This is a genomic window from Salinibacterium sp. SWN248 (genome assembly GCF_015864575.1).
Lineage (GTDB): Bacteria > Actinomycetota > Actinomycetes > Actinomycetales > Microbacteriaceae > Rhodoglobus.
Genome location: NZ_JADYWW010000002.1, coordinates 427830 through 443436 on the forward strand (window position 1 = coordinate 427830; position 15607 = coordinate 443436).

At 60.5% G+C, this 15607-nt stretch carries 14 protein-coding genes; 10 read left to right on the top strand and 4 right to left on the bottom strand.

Going from position 1 to position 15607, the window contains the following annotated elements; all coding sequences use genetic code 11:
• Window positions 1-84: 84 nt before the first annotated feature.
• The gene (locus I6E73_RS11885) at window positions 85-1224 is read right to left on the bottom strand and encodes a BMP family protein (RefSeq protein WP_197125825.1); all 1140 of its coding nucleotides are present in this window, start codon (window positions 1222-1224) and stop codon (window positions 85-87) included.
• A gap of 88 nt (window positions 1225-1312) precedes the next feature.
• Window positions 1313-2434, bottom strand: coding sequence for a mannose-1-phosphate guanylyltransferase (locus I6E73_RS11890; RefSeq protein WP_197125827.1), 1122 nt, complete (start codon window positions 2432-2434; stop codon window positions 1313-1315).
• A gap of 90 nt (window positions 2435-2524) precedes the next feature.
• Between I6E73_RS11890 and I6E73_RS11895 the strand changes: the two genes are divergently transcribed.
• The 6 genes from I6E73_RS11895 (at window position 2525) to I6E73_RS11920 (ending at window position 7806) form a co-directional block, all read left to right on the top strand.
• A complete protein-coding gene (locus I6E73_RS11895; RefSeq protein WP_197125829.1) occupies window positions 2525-3655 on the top strand; it encodes a glycosyltransferase family 1 protein in 1131 nt (376 codons plus the stop codon).
• A gap of 68 nt (window positions 3656-3723) precedes the next feature.
• A complete protein-coding gene (locus I6E73_RS11900) occupies window positions 3724-4158 on the top strand; it encodes a MerR family transcriptional regulator (RefSeq protein WP_197125831.1) in 435 nt (144 codons plus the stop codon).
• 215 nt (window positions 4159-4373) lie between these two features.
• Window positions 4374-4784, top strand: a complete 411-nt coding sequence (gene sdhC / locus I6E73_RS11905) for a succinate dehydrogenase, cytochrome b556 subunit (RefSeq protein WP_374058855.1) — start codon at window positions 4374-4376, stop codon at window positions 4782-4784.
• 2 nt (window positions 4785-4786) lie between these two features.
• Window positions 4787-5233: a succinate dehydrogenase hydrophobic membrane anchor subunit gene (locus tag I6E73_RS11910; protein ID WP_197107795.1), complete on the top strand. Its 447-nt coding sequence runs from the start codon at window positions 4787-4789 to the stop codon at window positions 5231-5233.
• The gene (sdhA, locus tag I6E73_RS11915; protein WP_197107797.1) at window positions 5234-7048 is read left to right on the top strand and encodes a succinate dehydrogenase flavoprotein subunit; all 1815 of its coding nucleotides are present in this window, start codon (window positions 5234-5236) and stop codon (window positions 7046-7048) included. It begins immediately after the preceding gene.
• The gene (locus I6E73_RS11920; protein ID WP_197125833.1) at window positions 7048-7806 is read left to right on the top strand and encodes a succinate dehydrogenase iron-sulfur subunit; all 759 of its coding nucleotides are present in this window, start codon (window positions 7048-7050) and stop codon (window positions 7804-7806) included. The genes sdhA and I6E73_RS11920 overlap by 1 nt, the downstream gene beginning before the upstream one ends.
• A 186-nt stretch (window positions 7807-7992) precedes the next feature.
• Here I6E73_RS11920 and I6E73_RS11925 read toward each other — a convergent pair whose 3' ends face one another.
• A complete protein-coding gene (locus I6E73_RS11925) occupies window positions 7993-9606 on the bottom strand; it encodes a sigma-70 family RNA polymerase sigma factor (RefSeq protein ID WP_197125840.1) in 1614 nt (537 codons plus the stop codon).
• A gap of 665 nt (window positions 9607-10271) precedes the next feature.
• Window positions 10272-11918: a phosphoenolpyruvate--protein phosphotransferase gene (ptsP, locus tag I6E73_RS11930; protein WP_197125842.1), complete on the bottom strand. Its 1647-nt coding sequence runs from the start codon at window positions 11916-11918 to the stop codon at window positions 10272-10274.
• A 123-nt stretch (window positions 11919-12041) separates the two neighbouring features.
• On the opposite strand from ptsP, the gene I6E73_RS11935 reads away from it, so the two are divergent.
• From I6E73_RS11935 to I6E73_RS11950, 4 genes are read left to right on the top strand one after another with little or no spacing between them, the layout of a single operon-like run.
• Complete coding sequence (locus I6E73_RS11935; protein ID WP_231600910.1) at window positions 12042-13109, top strand: YihY/virulence factor BrkB family protein; 1068 nt, start codon at window positions 12042-12044, stop codon at window positions 13107-13109.
• Window positions 13110-13153: 44 nt separating this feature from the next.
• Complete coding sequence (locus I6E73_RS11940; protein ID WP_197125852.1) at window positions 13154-14014, top strand: exodeoxyribonuclease III; 861 nt, start codon at window positions 13154-13156, stop codon at window positions 14012-14014.
• Between the two features lie 12 nt (window positions 14015-14026).
• On the top strand, window positions 14027-15037 hold the full coding sequence (gene trpS / locus I6E73_RS11945) for a tryptophan--tRNA ligase (protein WP_197125854.1): 1011 nt from the start codon (window positions 14027-14029) through the stop codon (window positions 15035-15037).
• Window positions 15037-15603, top strand: a complete 567-nt coding sequence (locus I6E73_RS11950; protein ID WP_197125856.1) for a GNAT family N-acetyltransferase — start codon at window positions 15037-15039, stop codon at window positions 15601-15603. Before trpS ends, I6E73_RS11950 begins: the two co-directional genes overlap by 1 nt.
• Window positions 15604-15607 lie beyond the last annotated feature (4 nt).

Genomic DNA, 15607 nt, shown 5'->3' on the forward strand with positions numbered 1-15607 from the left:
TCGGGTTTCACAAGAATAGCCTCAGAGGACTAGTCCAAAACGAAGGGGGCTGACCCTCAGGCCAGCCCCCTCAGTTCTATCTAATTAGTTCAGGTACGACGTTACGGCGATGTCGCCGGAAATGATGCCGTCCTTGACGGTGACGAGCTCAGCTTCGAGCCCTCCGTCAACCATCGACTCGAAGTCGTGGAACGGCGAGATGCCAACTCCACCGTTTTCGAGGGTTCCGATGTACGGCGTGGTGTCGAGCGAACCGGTCGATGCCTCGTTGACGACGTCTTCAACTGCAACGCCGATCTGCTTGAGGATCGAGGTGAGGAACAAGTCCGCAGCTGCGGTCTCGGTCTCGGTCAGGTCAGCGTCTACACCGATCATGGCGATGTCCTTGCCGGAGTCGCGGATTGCCTCAACCGCGCTCTGGAAGATGGGTCCACCAGCAGGAAGCAGAACGTCTGCACCCTGGTCGATCAGGTTCTGAGCTGCTGCACGCGAGTCGGTTCCCGGAGCGAAGGTACCGATGAAGGTTCCGTCCTGTGCTGCGATGTCCCAACCACGAACGGTGACGTCGGTGCCCTTTTCGGAGTTGTAGTACTCAACACCCTGAGCGGTTCCGTCGAGGAAGATCGAAACGGTGGGGAAGTTCATTCCGCCGTACATTCCGATAACACCGGTCTTGGAGTAGCTAGCCGCAGCGTAACCCGCGAGGAATGCAGCACCAGCGGTGTCGAAGAGGATCGGCTTGATGTTCGGAGCGTCGATGGTGCCATCGAAGTCGTTGTCTGCCGCGTCGTCAACAATTGCGAAGTCGATGTCGGGGTTCGCGAGAGCGAACTCAACGGTGGCTGCGGAGAGGTTGAATCCGACGGTGACGATCAGGTCGCAACCCTCAGCTACGAGGCTTTCGATGTTGGGTGCGTAGTCTGCATCGCTGGTCGACTCGACAGCGTTGAATTCAACACCGAGTTCGGTGGCTGCCTTTTCGATACCTTCGTAGCCGAGCTGGTTGAACGACTTGTCGTCGAATCCGCCCGAGTCAGAAACCATGCAGGGAAGGTAGTCAAGCATTTCGCCTGATCCGGCGTCGGTCTCTTCGGGTGCTGATGCGCAACCGGCGAGTACGAGTGCGCTGGTGGCAACGAGCGCCATGCCGCTGAGTGCGCGGCCGTGAGTGCTGATTCTCAAGGTGTCCTCCAAGATGCTGTCCGACAGAAATTGTCGAAACATAGTGAACCTACGCTACCGAAGAATCAAGGAATGCATTGTGCGAATATGAGCGCCGAAGCCGAATGGTTACAAACGCGAAATACGGTTGTCACAACACATCATTGCGTCCGGAGACTTTTAGAGCATCCACTACAGATTTCACTCTCTGAGCGTTTGCAGTTGTAGTAACCAGCAAAGCATCGGGCGTATCGACCACGACAATGTCGTTTACCCCAATTAGGGAAATAAGCCGATCAGTCTGGCTAATCACCACTCCGGTGGACTTATCGGCCAGTACTCGAGCATTTTCGCCGAGGATCGCGAGGTCTGATTTGCGCCCGCCCGAGTGCAACTTGGCGATCGAAGCGAAGTCGCCAACGTCATCCCAATCGAAGTCTCCGGGGATCACGACGAGGCGCCCTTCTTCGGCAGCAGGTTCGGCCACCGTGTAGTCAATGGCGATCTTGGCGAGGTGCGGCCAGACGGCGTCGACGACGGCGCCACGTTCTGGGGTGTCCCACACTTCAGCGAGCTCGGTGAGGCCAGCCAACAGTTCGGGTTCGGCTTTGCCCAGTTGTTCGAGAAGCACGTCGGCACGCGAAATAAACATGCCGCCGTTCCAGAGGTAGTCGCCGCTGGCCACGTAGGCCTGGGCTGTCTCGAAATCGGGCTTCTCAACGAACGACTTCGCCATGACAGCGCTGGGAGCGTCGTCGATCTCGAGCGGATCGCCGCAGTGGATGTAGCCAAACCCAATCGCGGGCTCGGTGGGCGTGATTCCAATGGCAGCGATGTAACCGGCATTGGCCACGGCGATCGACTCGCGCACGCTGCGCCTGAATCCGCGGATGTCGCGGATCACATGGTCAGCAGCAAACGATCCGATGATGACGTTGGGGTCGCGTTTGAGCAGGATCGCGGCCGCAAGCCCGATCGCTGCAGAGGAGTCTTTGGGCTCGCTCTCGAGCACGACGTTGGGGTCGCTGAGCTCAGGCAGCTGCTTTTCGACAGCGGCACGGTGCGCGCGCCCGGTCACGACCATAATGCGGTCGGCGCCAGAGATCGGCGCAAGGCGATCCCAGGTGTCCCGCAGCAAGGTCTGGCCTGATCCGGTGAGGTCGTGCAAGAACTTGGGGGCGTCGGCCCGCGACAGCGGCCATAGCCGTGACCCGATACCGCCGGCGGGGATCACGCTATAGAAGTTGTCGAACGGGGCCTGATGTTGGCTCATGCCTCCACCTTAGACTTCAGCACCCGTTAACTCGCCGGTTGTCTGCACCTTCTACTGTCAGGGTCACGACAACCGATTGAGGTGCTGATTGTGCGAGTCGCCATTGTGAGCGAAAGCTTCCTCCCCACTGTCAACGGCGTCACCAACAGCGTGCTGAAGGTGCTCGACTATTTGAGCGCCGAAGGCCACGAGGCGATTGTGATTTGTCCATCGGCTGGCGCCCCCAAGACCTACGCGGGATTCACAGTGCACGCGGTGCCCGCACTGGCTTATCGGCAGTTTCCTGTTGGCCTGCCTAATCCGCAAGTCCACAAGTTGATCGCCGACTTTCGCCCCGATGTGGTTCACGCCGCTGCTCCCTTTCTTCTCGGCGCTCAAGCCATTTCGTCGGCGAATCGCCTCGGCATCCCCGCAGTAGCGATTTTTCAGACGGATGTCGCAGGCTACGCTCGCCGTCACCACCTCGGTCAGGCAACCAAGCTGGCCTGGCGCATCGTGCGCTGGATCCACGATGGTGCTGAGCTCACGCTTGCCCCGTCGAGCACCGCAATGACGGATCTGCGGGCCATCGGCCTCACGAAGCTTGAACGCTGGGGTCGCGGCGTCGACCTCGCGATGTATCACCCCGCCAAGAAGCTCTCGCCTACGACGGCGAAGCTGCGCAAGCGCCTCTCCCCCAATGGCGAAATCGTCGTTGGATATGTGGGACGCATCGCTCCCGAGAAACAGGTGGAGCGGCTGCGAGCGTTTCGGGGCCTCACCGGGGTGCGCGTTGCGATCGTCGGAGACGGTTCATCGGTACCTCTGGTTAAGAAGGAGCTCGCCGGCATCCCCGTGACGTGGCTGGGCAAGTTGGGTGGCGAGGATTTGGCCACGGCCTATGCCGCCTTCGACATTTTTGCGCACACGGGAACTGAAGAGACCTTTGGCCAAACTTTGCAGGAAGCACATTCGGCAGGTTTGCCCGTAGTGGCGCCCCGCGCTGGCGGCCCCATTGATTTGATTGACCACGGAATTGACGGCTTCCTCTTTGAGGCCGACAACGAAGATCAGTTGCGTGCGTATATAGAGGCGCTCGCTATTGATCCGGCGCTTCGAGCTCGCATGGGTGAGGCCGGGCGGCGCACTGTTCTCGGAAAGTCGTGGAGCGGAGTCTGCAGCGAACTTGTTCAGCACTACGAAGCGACGATTGCTGCTGCATCCGCACCGGTTCCTCGGTAGGTAGCTGCACACTGTGCCCACAGTGACTTGACTTAGAGTGCGCTCTAGGAACAAACATGGGTGGCACGATGACAACAACGAACGAACGAGTACTCACCATCGGCGAGGTTGCCGAGGCGACCGGCGTCACCGATCACACGCTTCGCTACTACGAGAAAGCAGGACTTCTTGTGGTTCCCCGCCTCGCGAACGGTCAGCGGCGTTACCGCGAAATGGATGTCAAGGCCGTCGAGTTCATCGGCCATCTTCGCCGCACCGGGATGCCCATCCGCACCATTCGGGAGTATGCCGATCTGGTGCGCAGCGGCAAAGACACCTCAGCGGAGCGGATGCGCTTGCTCGAGCAGCACCGCGAAAATGTCATTCGTGACCTGGCCGAACAACAGAAGCACCTCGACGGGATCACACTGAAAATCGAATGGTACCGAGCGGCGATGGATCAGCGCGAAAGTTCCGGGGCTCAGTTCTCAGAATCTTTGGCGTCAACGGCGATTGCGCCCTAGATTCAGCGCTTCGCTGGCAACACGGCTCGTTAACTTTCACAATATTCTCGAAAACATTCCGGATATCTCGCTATTTAGGGTCGACTGGGAAGCGAGGGCCTTCACGCGGGAATAGAATGAGAGAGTCCGCCTGTGCGGACACTCATCGGTCGCGGTGGACGCGACCCCACACCGCAAGGAGGGTCCTCGTGCCAGAGAAGTCGGCGAGTAACCTAGTGGCGGAGCCGCAGTCGCCGCCCAAGATTCGCTCACCCAAGAGACCTGCTGGCACCCTGTACCGGGGTAAAGAGGGCATGTGGTCGTGGGTGTTGCACCGTATTACCGGTGTTGCTATCTACTTCTTCCTCCTCGTGCACATTCTCGACACCGCCCTCGTGCGTGTGAGTCCTGAGGCCTACAACGCGGTGATCGACACCTACAAGACGCCCCTCATGGGACTTGGCGAGATTGCCCTCGTCGCGGCGATCGCATTCCACGCCTTCAACGGACTGCGCATCATCCTGATCGACTTTTGGGCGTTCGGTGCCAAGCACCAGCGCACCATGTTCTGGGTTGTCATTGGTCTCTGGGTGGTTCTGCTTGCCGCGTTCATCCCCCGCCAGCTAATGCACATCTTCGGAGGTTGAGCATGAGTCTCATCGAAGCCCCCCGCACCCCTACCCGTGGCCACCGCACCGGTGGAATCAACTGGGAAAAATGGGGATGGATCTACATGCGCGCTTCTGGCGTCGTGCTGATCGTTCTGATCTTCGGCCACCTCTTCGTCAACCTTGTTGCCGGCGAGGGTGTCAAAGCCATCGACTTCGCGTTCGTCGGCGGAAAGCTCGCTGACCCGTTCTGGATTGTGTGGGACGGCCTCATGCTGTGGCTCGCGCTCATCCACGGCGGCAACGGAATGCGCACGCTCGTGAACGACTATGCAACCAACCCCAAGGTGCGCAAGGTTCTCTTGATCGGAATTGCCGCATCCACGGTCATCCTGATCATTCTGGGAACGCTCGTGATCACTACCTTTGACCCCTGCCCAGCCGGAGCTGACCCAGCTCTGCTCCCCAGCTTCTGTGAGGCATCTTAATTGGCAACGATTAACACCGGCGACATCGCCGACGGAACCGTTATTGACGGAATCCATTACCACCAGTTCGACATCGTTATTGTGGGCGCCGGTGGCGCTGGCATGCGAGCGGCTATCGAAGCCGGCCCGCACGCCAAGACCGCTGTCATCTCCAAGCTCTACCCCACGCGTTCGCACACTGGTGCAGCGCAGGGTGGCATGGCTGCGGCCCTCGCCAACGTCGAAGAAGACAACTGGGAATGGCACACCTACGACACCGTCAAGGGTGGCGACTACCTCGTCGACCAAGATGCGGCAGAGATTCTCGCTAAAGAGGCCATCGACGCCGTTGTAGACCTTGAGAACATGGGTCTTCCGTTCAACCGCACCGAAGACGGCAAGATCGACCAGCGTCGCTTTGGTGGCCACACTCGCGAGCACGGCAAGGCTCCGGTTCGCCGCGCCTGCTACGCCGCTGACCGCACCGGTCACATGATCCTTCAGACGTTGTACCAAAACTGCGTCAAGCTCGGCATCAACTTCTTCAACGAGTTCTATGTTCTCGACCTGGTCATGACCGAGGTCGATGGCGTTGACGAACCGTCGGGCGTTGTTGCCTACGAGCTCGCTACCGGCGAGCTCCACGTGTTCCAGTCGAAGGCGATCATCTTCGCTACCGGTGGATTCGGCAAGATCTTCAAGACGACATCCAACGCTCACACCCTCACCGGTGATGGCGTCGGAATCATCTGGCGCAAGGGCCTTCCGTTGGAGGACATGGAGTTCTTCCAGTTCCACCCCACCGGGTTGGCTGGCCTCGGCATCCTGCTTTCCGAAGCTGCCCGTGGAGAGGGCGCGATTCTGCGCAACTCCGAGGGCGAGCGCTTCATGGAGCGCTACACGCCGACGCTCAAGGACCTCGCGCCGCGTGACATCGTTGCGCGCTCGATGGCCACTGAGATTCGTGAAGGCCGTGGAGCTGGTCCCGACAAGGACTACCTGTTCCTCGACATCACTCACCTCGAGCCGGCCGTCATTGACGAGAAGCTGCCTGACATCACCGAGTTCGCTCGCACCTACTTGGGCGTCGAGCCGTACACCGAGCCCGTTCCCGTGCTGCCGACCGCGCACTACGCGATGGGTGGTATTCCCACCAACGTTCAGGCCGAAGTACTGCGCAACAACACGGATGTCGTCAAGGGGCTCTACGCCGCTGGCGAGTGTGCGTGCGTTTCCGTTCACGGTTCTAACCGTTTGGGAACCAACTCGCTGCTCGACATCAACGTCTTCGGAAAGCGCGCCGGAAAGGCAGCCGTCGAGTACGTCAAGACTGCTGAATTCGTGCCGCTGCCCGAGAACCCTGCCGGGGGCGTCAAGAACATCCTCGACATGGTTCGTGCCGGCGATGGCACCGAGCGTATTGCCGTCATCCGCAAGGAACTGCAGGTCTCGATGGACCGCAACGCGCAAATCTTCCGCACCGATGAAAGCCTCGAAGAGGTAACCAAGCTCATCCAGACGTTGCGCGCTCGCTACAAGAACATCCGCCTCGACGACAAGGGCAAGCGGTTCAACACCGACCTGCTCGAAGCCGTAGAGCTTGGTTTCCTGCTCGACCTCGCTGAAGTACTCGTGTTCTCAGCTCGGTCTCGCAAGGAAAGCCGTGGCGGCCACATGCGTGAGGACTACCCCAACCGTGACGACGAGAACTTCCTCGTACACACCATGGCGTACCTCACGGGCGACCCAGAATCAGAAGAGGCGGGTGACCACATCCGTCTCGACTGGAAGCCGGTAGTGATCACCAACTACCCGCCGATGGAAAGAAAGTACTAATGAGCACTGCCGTCGCTGAAAACAAGCCTGCCGCAGCAGAGGTCGTTCCGACCTTCACTGCGACGCTCATGATTCGTCGTTTCGATCCCGAGGTGGATGAAGAACCGCGCTGGGAAGACTTCGACGTTGAGCTGTACGAGACCGACCGTATTCTCGATGCTCTTCACAAGATCAAGTGGGAGATGGATGGGTCGCTGACCTTCCGTCGCTCCTGCGCGCACGGTGTTTGTGGTTCGGATGCGATGCGCATCAACGGCCGCAACCGCCTGGCCTGCAAGACCCTGATCAAGGACCTCGACATTTCGAAGCCGATCTACGTGGAGGCCATCAAGGGTCTCCCCCTGGAGAAGGACTTGATCGTCGATATGGAGCCGTTCTTCGACTCGTTCAAAGAGGTCAACCCGTTCCTCATGGCCGGTCCCGTCAAGGGCGGCAAAGAGCGCAAGCAAAGCCCTGTGGAGCGCGCCCGCTTCGACGACACCACCAAGTGCATCCTGTGTGCTGCGTGCACGTCGAGCTGCCCCGTGTTCTGGACTGACGGTCAGTACTTCGGTCCTGCCGCCATCGTGAACGCGCACCGCTTCATCTTTGACTCGCGCGATGAGGGTGCTGGCGTTCGCCTCGACATCCTCAACGACAAAGAGGGCGTGTGGCGTTGCCGCACCACCTTCAACTGCACCGACGCGTGCCCCCGTGGCATCCAAGTCACTCAGGCAATCGCTGAAGTGAAGCAGGCCATCATCAAGGGCAAGCCGTAACCACGTTTTTCGCTTAAAACAAGATCGCCCCTGGCGCTACCGAGGTAGCGCCAGGGGCGATTTGTTTGTGTGCGTCCGTCACCCACGGCGGACGCCCACTGTAGGCATTCGGGTTGCCTAATGAAAGAGACTGGTCTTCGCTCACATTATGACGAGAAGATTCGGCAATCACCCCCGAATTGGGGTTTAGCTCAGGAGGCGAACGTTGATGCCTTGGTTGTTGCCCGACGACAGTTGAAGCGGCTTGATGAGATCGTTGATGAGGCCATCGACCGTGCCGAGGAGGCCACCGAGCAGACCGCCGGTGCCGACGAGGCCACCCAAATAGCCGCGGTCAACGGTCTGAACCAAGTCGAGAGACGACAGCCCGCCGGGGATGCCCGTGACGTTGAGCGCAAAGGTGCCGTCGCTTGACACGGTAGTTGTCGCGTAAACGAGCCCAGCTGCCTGCAACGACAGATGCGCGCCGGGAGTGGCAGTGCCGACGAGGTTGAGGTTGACATCCGCGCCCACAACGCCGCCAGGGGCCGTGTGGCCTTCGGGGGGTGCTCCTCCCGTAACGGTGCCGACGACCGAGTCGACGAGTCCACCGACAGCGTCACCAACAGAACCGACGAGACCACCAGTGCCGCTGGCGATGCCGTCGGCGTCGGTGGCATCGTCAATAGACGGGACGGTAGGAATCGTGATGTCGCTGGGATCAGTGCGGGAGCCACCGAGATTGTCACTCACTCCCGAGTTCGTGACGTCGGCATTGTTCTGGCCAGGGGAGGTTTCACTCGTCGAAGTGCCTTCTGCACTTGTCGAGTCTGGCGCCGTCGGTCCGAGCACAACAAGCGAACCCGTCAGAGCCACCGCCGCAGCAAGCGTGCCAGCGACCGCGACAGGAAGCGCGCCCGCGCTAGCACCACCCACAGCGACCGCACTGCCGGCACCCGCAAGATGAGTACTGGCAACGACGGCTGCTGGCATGGCCGGCGCTGCAGCTGCGGTGAGCGACGCTGCACCGCCCTGCCCGAAGGCGCTCAGGAAACCGCCACCGGCAACGCCGCCCAGCAGCATCGGGATCATCACGAGTGCTAGGCGTGAACCAACCTCATCGACCTCTTCGCACACGATCGCGCAACGAGTGCACGAGGCAAGATGCGCTTCAATACGCGTAGTGTCTCTGCCGCTGAGGCTTTTGCGAGCATGCTCGCCAAACTTTGACATCGCCCACTGGCATTCACCGGATGCCGTTGCATCGTTGATATGGGCCTGCAACCAGGCTTTGCGAAGGCCCTCACGCGCGCGATACGACAGCGCAGCGACTCCGTTGGGGCTCATCCCGAGTAGTGGTGCCACCTCATGAGGATCCATGCCTTCAACTTCGGTGTACCAGAGCACTGACTGCCAGCGTTCCGGAAGTTCACGGAACGCTTTCGCGGTGAGCGAGTGGTCGAGTGCGACCGCAATCGGGTCGTCGAGAGTCTTGGGGTCTTCGAAGTCGGCAATCTCATCCACTTGCACTTCGCGGGAGGCAGCGCCCCAGGTCGACGCGAGGTTGCGGATGGTCGTGTAGAGGTAGGGGCGGAAGGCGCCCTGCGGGCCGCCACCCGCCAGCACACGCTGGTAAATACGCGCGAACGACTCAGACACGAGATCGTCCGCGTCTATCGACGTGTACTGACGGGCGACACATATTCCCGAGCGGTAGTGGCGACTCCAGAGCTCGGCAAAGGCGTTTTGTACCCCCGTACGCGCCTGTGCCAGCAGCTGCTCGTCCGAAGTGGTTAGCTTCGGTGCCACGATTCCGCTCATCCCCCTGATCCATTTCCCGGGCCTCTCTTTGTCCCTTGTGGGCGAAGATTTTAGACACAAAACCTTCTTACCCAAAGAGACTGATGAACCCGTTCTCTATGACGCAGACTATCGAAAGTTCTCAGAAATGTGTGCCCCCCTTAGGGGGGAACAGCTCATTCTGTCCCGAATGATCAAGCGTTATAGCCAGTTTCAGAGTAGCGCTGACGAGTTCACCAGCACTGCCACTGGTAGACCACCTGTACGGGATGAAAACACTCTCTCGGGCGCACGACAGTCAACGGAGAGTTCGTCCCGCCCGGGAGCTCCCCCGCAACCGCGCGAACCACTTTTGCTGGTCAGGCTAACAAATCGCTCGCGCTGGCAGCGCTGACGGTGGGAGAGTTTTGTACCCCGATTATTCGAGACGAGATTTTTGAGAAGAGTTCAGCTCCAAACGTGCACCCTCCAGTTCATGCGAGATAGACGTTTTAGCTGGACCACTTTCATGCTGGTGGAGATACCGAAAGCCACAGGGTGCACCCCCACCGCAGTTACGGCCACACCGAGACATCGTCGAAAAAGTTTGTGCACACCGCACACCAAGACCTGCGACTGCCGGTTAACGACGTAGCGCCACGATTCCCGAAGGAATCGTGGCGCTACGAAAGAGTTATTCGAGCGAGCTAGGCAGCGTTCGCCGCAGCTTCACGAGCGGTCGGTCCGGTGGTCGCGTTGATGGCGGCCGCGGCGCGAGCCTTGGCCTGTTCGAGCGTGACCGTCAGAAGCTCGGCGCGCACGTCGGCGAGCGCCGCGGGCGTCATCGAGAGGCTCGTGACTCCCAGACCGACAAGGACGATGGCGAGTTGCGGATCGGCGGCAGCTTCACCGCAGACTCCGACAGGCTTGCCCGCAGCGGCTCCCGCGTCTCCGAGCATCTTCACCATGCGGAGCACGGCAGGGTGCCACGGGTCTTGGAACTTAGCGAGGGTGCCGAGCATCCGGTCCGCAGCCAGCGTGTACTGGGTGAGGTCGTTAGACCCGATCGAAACAAAGTCGCTGCGCTCGGCGACCTGGTCGGCGAGAACGGCGAGCGAGGGAACCTCGGCCATGACACCCACGGTGTTGAGGCCGAGTTCGCGGCCCAGGGCGACGAAGTAGTCGGTCTCTTCGGCATCCGACACCATCGGGGCCATGACCCAGAGGTCGGCGTCGGTGGCGTTCTGAGCGTTGACAAGAGCAGTGAGCTGATCGCGCAGGATGTTCTCGTTGACACGAAGCGAGCGAAGGCCGCGCTGGCCAAGGGCGGGGTTTACTTCTTCGCCCATGTCCATGAAGCTCAGCGGCTTGTCAGCACCGGCGTCGAGGGCACGAACGACAACCTTCTTACCCGGGAAGTGCTGAAGCATCTCGGTGTATTCCTTGGTCTGCTCTTCGACCGTGGGGGCCGAAGTGGCGTCAAGGAACATGAGCTCGGTGCGGAAGAGGCCAACACCTTCAGCGCCGAGTTCGACAGCCTGCGCGGCCTCAGACGGAGTGCCGAGGTTGGCGAGGAGCGGAACGAGGGTTCCGTCAGCGAGAGCTCCATCGGTGATGGGGGCGTCTGCTGCGGCAGCGAGCTCGGCGATGCGGGCTTCTGCTGCGGCGACTTGCTCAGCGGTGGGCTCCGTCGTGATGGTGCCAGCACCGGCATCCACAATTAACAGAGTGTCATCGGCAAGACCAAGAGCTTCCGCAACGCCCATGATGGCCGGAATGGCCTTCGAGCGAGCAAGAATAGCGGTGTGACTCGTGGGGCCACCCTGACGGGTAACAAGAGCGAGCACCTTGTCGAGCTCTAGCAGCGCGGTGTCGGCCGGAGCGAGGTCATCGGCCACCAGCACAAACGGCTCATCGCGCTGGGGAACACCAGGAGCAGCAACGCCACGGAGGCGAGCGACAACACGCTGGCTCACATCGCTGAGGTCGGTTGCGCGCTCGGCCATCATGCCGCCGAGGGAAATAAGCATGTCGCGGAACGTGGCAAAAGCCTCGAACACGGCACGCTCGGCAGTCTTGCCACCGTCAATAATTTCGTTGACGCTATCGAGAATCGAGGGGTCTTCAGCCATGAGCGCCGTGGCGGTAAGCACCTCGTTGGCTTCGGCATCCGCCTTCGCGGCACGTTCGCGCAGGTCAGCTGCCACGAAAGTTAGTGCTGAGGCTGCCGCTTCTTTCTCTGCTGCAGCATCGCCTGAATGGCGAGCATCTTTCGGTTCCGGAAGGGGGTCGGGCATACGCACGACTTTCCCGATAGCTACCGATCGTCCGACTCCAACACCCTGAAGTTCCATGTGATCTGACCTCTCCTCTGAGTTACGCACAGTCAGCCTAGCTATTCTTAACGGATGCAGCTTGCGCAACGACTGAAACCAGCCATTGATTGGGTGCTCCAACTGCGACCGGTACGTGTATTCATGCACTACGCGGACAAGTTAGGACCACTCCTCTCATCGGGACTTTCCTACCAAGCGATCTTCGCCGTCTTCGCCGCAATCTGGGTTGGTTTCGCTGTCGCGGGCTTCATCGTGCAGGGCGATCCCGTCTTGCTCGATGCGGTCTACAACTTCATCTCCACGAACATCCCTGGGCTCATTGGCGACGGGAGCGGCAACGGTGCGATCAGTCGTGAGACCTTGGCCGACACCAGCATCCTGGGCATTACGGGTGTGATTGCCGCCTTCGGTTTGATCTTCACAGCGCTGGGGTGGATCGCCTCTGGCCGCGACGCTGTGCGCTCCATGTTCGGCCTCGAGAGTTCCGAAACGAATTTCTTGATCCTCAAGCTCAAGGACCTCGGGCTCGCTATCGGCTTCGGACTCGCCGTTCTCGTGTCTGCCGCGATGTCGGTCGCGAGCACCGCCGCCCTGAACTGGATTCTCGATCTGATCTCAATCGATGAAGATTCGGATGCTGCGCGCATTGCTACCCGCGGTGTCGCGCTCGTCATCGTGCTGATTCTCGATGCGGCCACCCTGGGAGTGTTCTACCGTGTGGTCTCGGGCATCAAGATTCCCTTCCGGATCCTCGCGCAAGGAACGATTATTGCCGCCGTCGCGCTCGGGGCCCTGAAATTTGGTGGCGCGTTTTTGCTTGAGGGCGCAACTCGCAACCCGCTGCTCGCCTCCTTCGCGGTGATCATTGGTCTGCTGATTTGGTTCAACCTGATCTGCCAGATCATTCTCATCGGTTCGGCGTGGATTGCGGTCTCTGCCGACGATGCGGACCTCGATATCAGCGGTGACAAGCGTGACGAAGATGCGCCTCGTGCGGTGGCTGCGACGAAAGCCACCGAAGAGGCGAAAGCGAAAAAGGCTGTCAAGACGGAGCGCACAACCAAACGCAAGCGCGCCGACAAAGGAGCCGACACTGGAGTCGATAGCGGCAACGACTCTCCCGAAGAGCAGAGCGAACTCGACAAAGCCAACGAAGTCAAGTTCAAGCGCACCTTCAAACGGATGATGAAGCGCAACAGCAAGAGGTAGCTGACGGTCACCACAGGGTCAGTGGCGCTCGGTAGTCTTGAGGCATGGCAACACGTCTTCGCATCGCATCCGTCAACGTCAATGGTGTTCGCGCCGCTTACCGCAAGGGCATGGGCGACTGGCTGGATGCCCGAGACATCGACATTCTCGCGTTGCAAGAGGTTCGCGCCGCTGATGCCGACATCGAAGGTCTGCTCGGCGATGGCTGGAACATTCTGCACGATGCCGCGACCGCGAAGGGCCGCGCGGGCGTCGCGCTGGCCTCACGCAAGGGGTCGGCGGCATCCGCCCCTCTTGCTCACCGCGTAGCGCTCGGCGCCGATGACTTCGACAGCGCCGGTCGCTGGCTCGAAGCCGACTTCGATGTCAACGGCACGACCGTCACCGTCGTCAGCACTTACGTTCACTCGGGCGTCGTTGATACCCCCAAGCAGGTCGAGAAGTACAAGTTCCTCGAGGCCATGCTCGTGCGCCTGCCCGAACTTGCCGCCCACAGCGACCACGCCCTGATCGTGGGCGACCTCAACGTTGGTCACCGCGAACTCGACATCAAGAACTGGCGCGGCAACCGCAAGAAGGCCGGGTTCTTGCTGGAAGAACGCGCCTACTTCGACCGCATCTTCGGCGCTGCTGGCGAGACCATCGAATGCGTCGACGGCACGACAGGCCCCGGCCTCGGCTGGGTGGATGTCGGCCGTCAGTTCGCTGGTGAAGTCGACGGCCCCTACACCTGGTGGTCGCAGCGCGGCCAAGCTTTCGACACCGACACTGGTTGGCGTATCGACTACCACGTCGCCACCCCCGCGCTTGCAGCCACCGTTGCGGATTACCGCATCGACAAGGCCGGCGCCTGGGATGAGCGCTGGAGCGACCACGCTCCCGTCGTTGTTGACTATTCGATCTGAAAGAATTAGCCCATGAGCACCACACCTCGCCTGTTCTCAGGTATGCAGCCGTCTGCCGATTCGCTCCACGTGGGCAACTACGTTGGCGCGCTCATGCAGTGGCGCGAAATGCAGCAGAACTACGACGCGGTCTTCTGCGTTGTTGACATGCACGCCATCACGGTTCCGCAAGATCCGGCGCTGCTGCGCGCTCAGACTCGGCGCACCGCCGCGCAGTACATTGCGGGCGGCATCGACCCGGAGAACTCTGTGCTGTTCGTTCAGTCGCAGGTTCCGGCGCACGCTGAGCTCGCGTGGGTGCTGAACACCATCACCGGCTTCGGTGAGGCTTCGCGCATGACGCAGTACAAAGACAAGTCAGCCAAGCAGGGGTCGGATGCCGCCTCGGTTGGTCTCTTCACCTACCCCATCCTGATGGCCGCCGACATTCTGCTCTACGACACCGCCATTGTGCCGGTGGGCGAAGATCAGCGTCAGCACATCGAGCTCACGCGCGACCTCGCGGCACGCTTTAACTCTCGCTTCGGCGACACCTTCGTGATGCCGGAGCCGCAGATTCAGAAGGCCACGGCCAAGATTTACGACCTGCAGAACCCCGAGTCGAAGATGAGCAAGTCAGCGACGACGGATGCCGGCGTGCTGTGGTTGCTCGACGAGCCGAACAAGACGGCAAAGAAGATCAAGTCGGCCATGACCGATGACGAGCGCGAGATTCGCTTCGACCGTGAAGCGAAGCCGGGCGTCTCGAACCTGTTGACGCTGCACTCCACGTTTAGTGGAACATCCGTCGCCGACCTCGAAGAGCACTTCGCGGGCAAGGGTTATGGCGATCTCAAGAAAGAGGTTGCCGAGGTGGTGACAGCTGAATTCGCCCCCGTGCGCGAGCGCACTCTTGAGCTGCTGAATGACCCTGCCGAACTCGACCGCATGCTCAGCAAAAACGCTGAACGTGCCAACGAAATGGCCCAAAAGACGCTTGACCGCGTCTACGACCGAATCGGCTTCCTGCCGCGGGTGCGCTAATGCAAACTTTTACTCTCACGAGCGAACGCCTCACTCTCGACGCCCTCACCGGCGACGATGTCGAACTCATGACCGCCTACTGCCAAGACCCGATCTTTGAGCACACGCTCACGATCCCGTGGCCGTACGCAAAGTCGGATGCCGAATTCTTCATCAACAACCTCGTAGCTCAGTGGTGGGAAGACGACGACGAGTACACCTGGGCGATCCGCGAAACCGGCAAGCCCGAGCTGCTCGGCGTCATCAGCTTCCGTCTCTACAACGACACGATCGGCTATTGGATGGGTGCGCCCCACCGCGGCCATGGCTACATGAAAGAAGCTGTCGCTGAGGTTTGCCGCTGGGTGTTCTCCACCGGCCGCCCCGAAGTGCGCTGGGAAGCCCTCGTGGGCAACAAAGCCTCCGCCGCCATTGCGAAGAGCCTCGGCTTCATCTACACCGGCATCGAGCCCGCCTCGAGCGAATACCGCGGCGGAACGCATCCGCCATCGTGGTGGGCAACAATCACCGCTCCGGATGAGAACCCCACCTATGAGGTCGAATCCGGCCAGCCCTGGCCGGTCTAGCGAG

Bases quoted from the DNA above. Each gene is read 5' to 3' on its own strand.
- I6E73_RS11885 (WP_197125825.1), bottom strand. From the start codon at position 1,224: ATGTTTCGACAATTTCTGTCGGACAGCATCTTGGAGGACACCTTGAGA.
- I6E73_RS11890 (WP_197125827.1), bottom strand. From the start codon at position 2,434: ATGAGCCAACATCAGGCCCCGTTCGACAACTTCTATAGCGTGATCCCC.
- I6E73_RS11900 (WP_197125831.1), top strand. From the start codon at position 3,724: ATGACAACAACGAACGAACGAGTACTCACCATCGGCGAGGTTGCCGAG.
- I6E73_RS11910 (WP_197107795.1), top strand. From the start codon at position 4,787: ATGAGTCTCATCGAAGCCCCCCGCACCCCTACCCGTGGCCACCGCACC.
- I6E73_RS11920 (WP_197125833.1), top strand. From the start codon at position 7,048: ATGAGCACTGCCGTCGCTGAAAACAAGCCTGCCGCAGCAGAGGTCGTT.
- I6E73_RS11925 (WP_197125840.1), bottom strand. From the start codon at position 9,606: ATGAGCGGAATCGTGGCACCGAAGCTAACCACTTCGGACGAGCAGCTG.
- ptsP (WP_197125842.1), bottom strand. From the start codon at position 11,918: ATGGAACTTCAGGGTGTTGGAGTCGGACGATCGGTAGCTATCGGGAAA.
- I6E73_RS11935 (WP_231600910.1), top strand. From the start codon at position 12,042: ATGCACTACGCGGACAAGTTAGGACCACTCCTCTCATCGGGACTTTCC.
- I6E73_RS11940 (WP_197125852.1), top strand. From the start codon at position 13,154: ATGGCAACACGTCTTCGCATCGCATCCGTCAACGTCAATGGTGTTCGC.
- trpS (WP_197125854.1), top strand. From the start codon at position 14,027: ATGAGCACCACACCTCGCCTGTTCTCAGGTATGCAGCCGTCTGCCGAT.
- I6E73_RS11950 (WP_197125856.1), top strand. From the start codon at position 15,037: ATGCAAACTTTTACTCTCACGAGCGAACGCCTCACTCTCGACGCCCTC.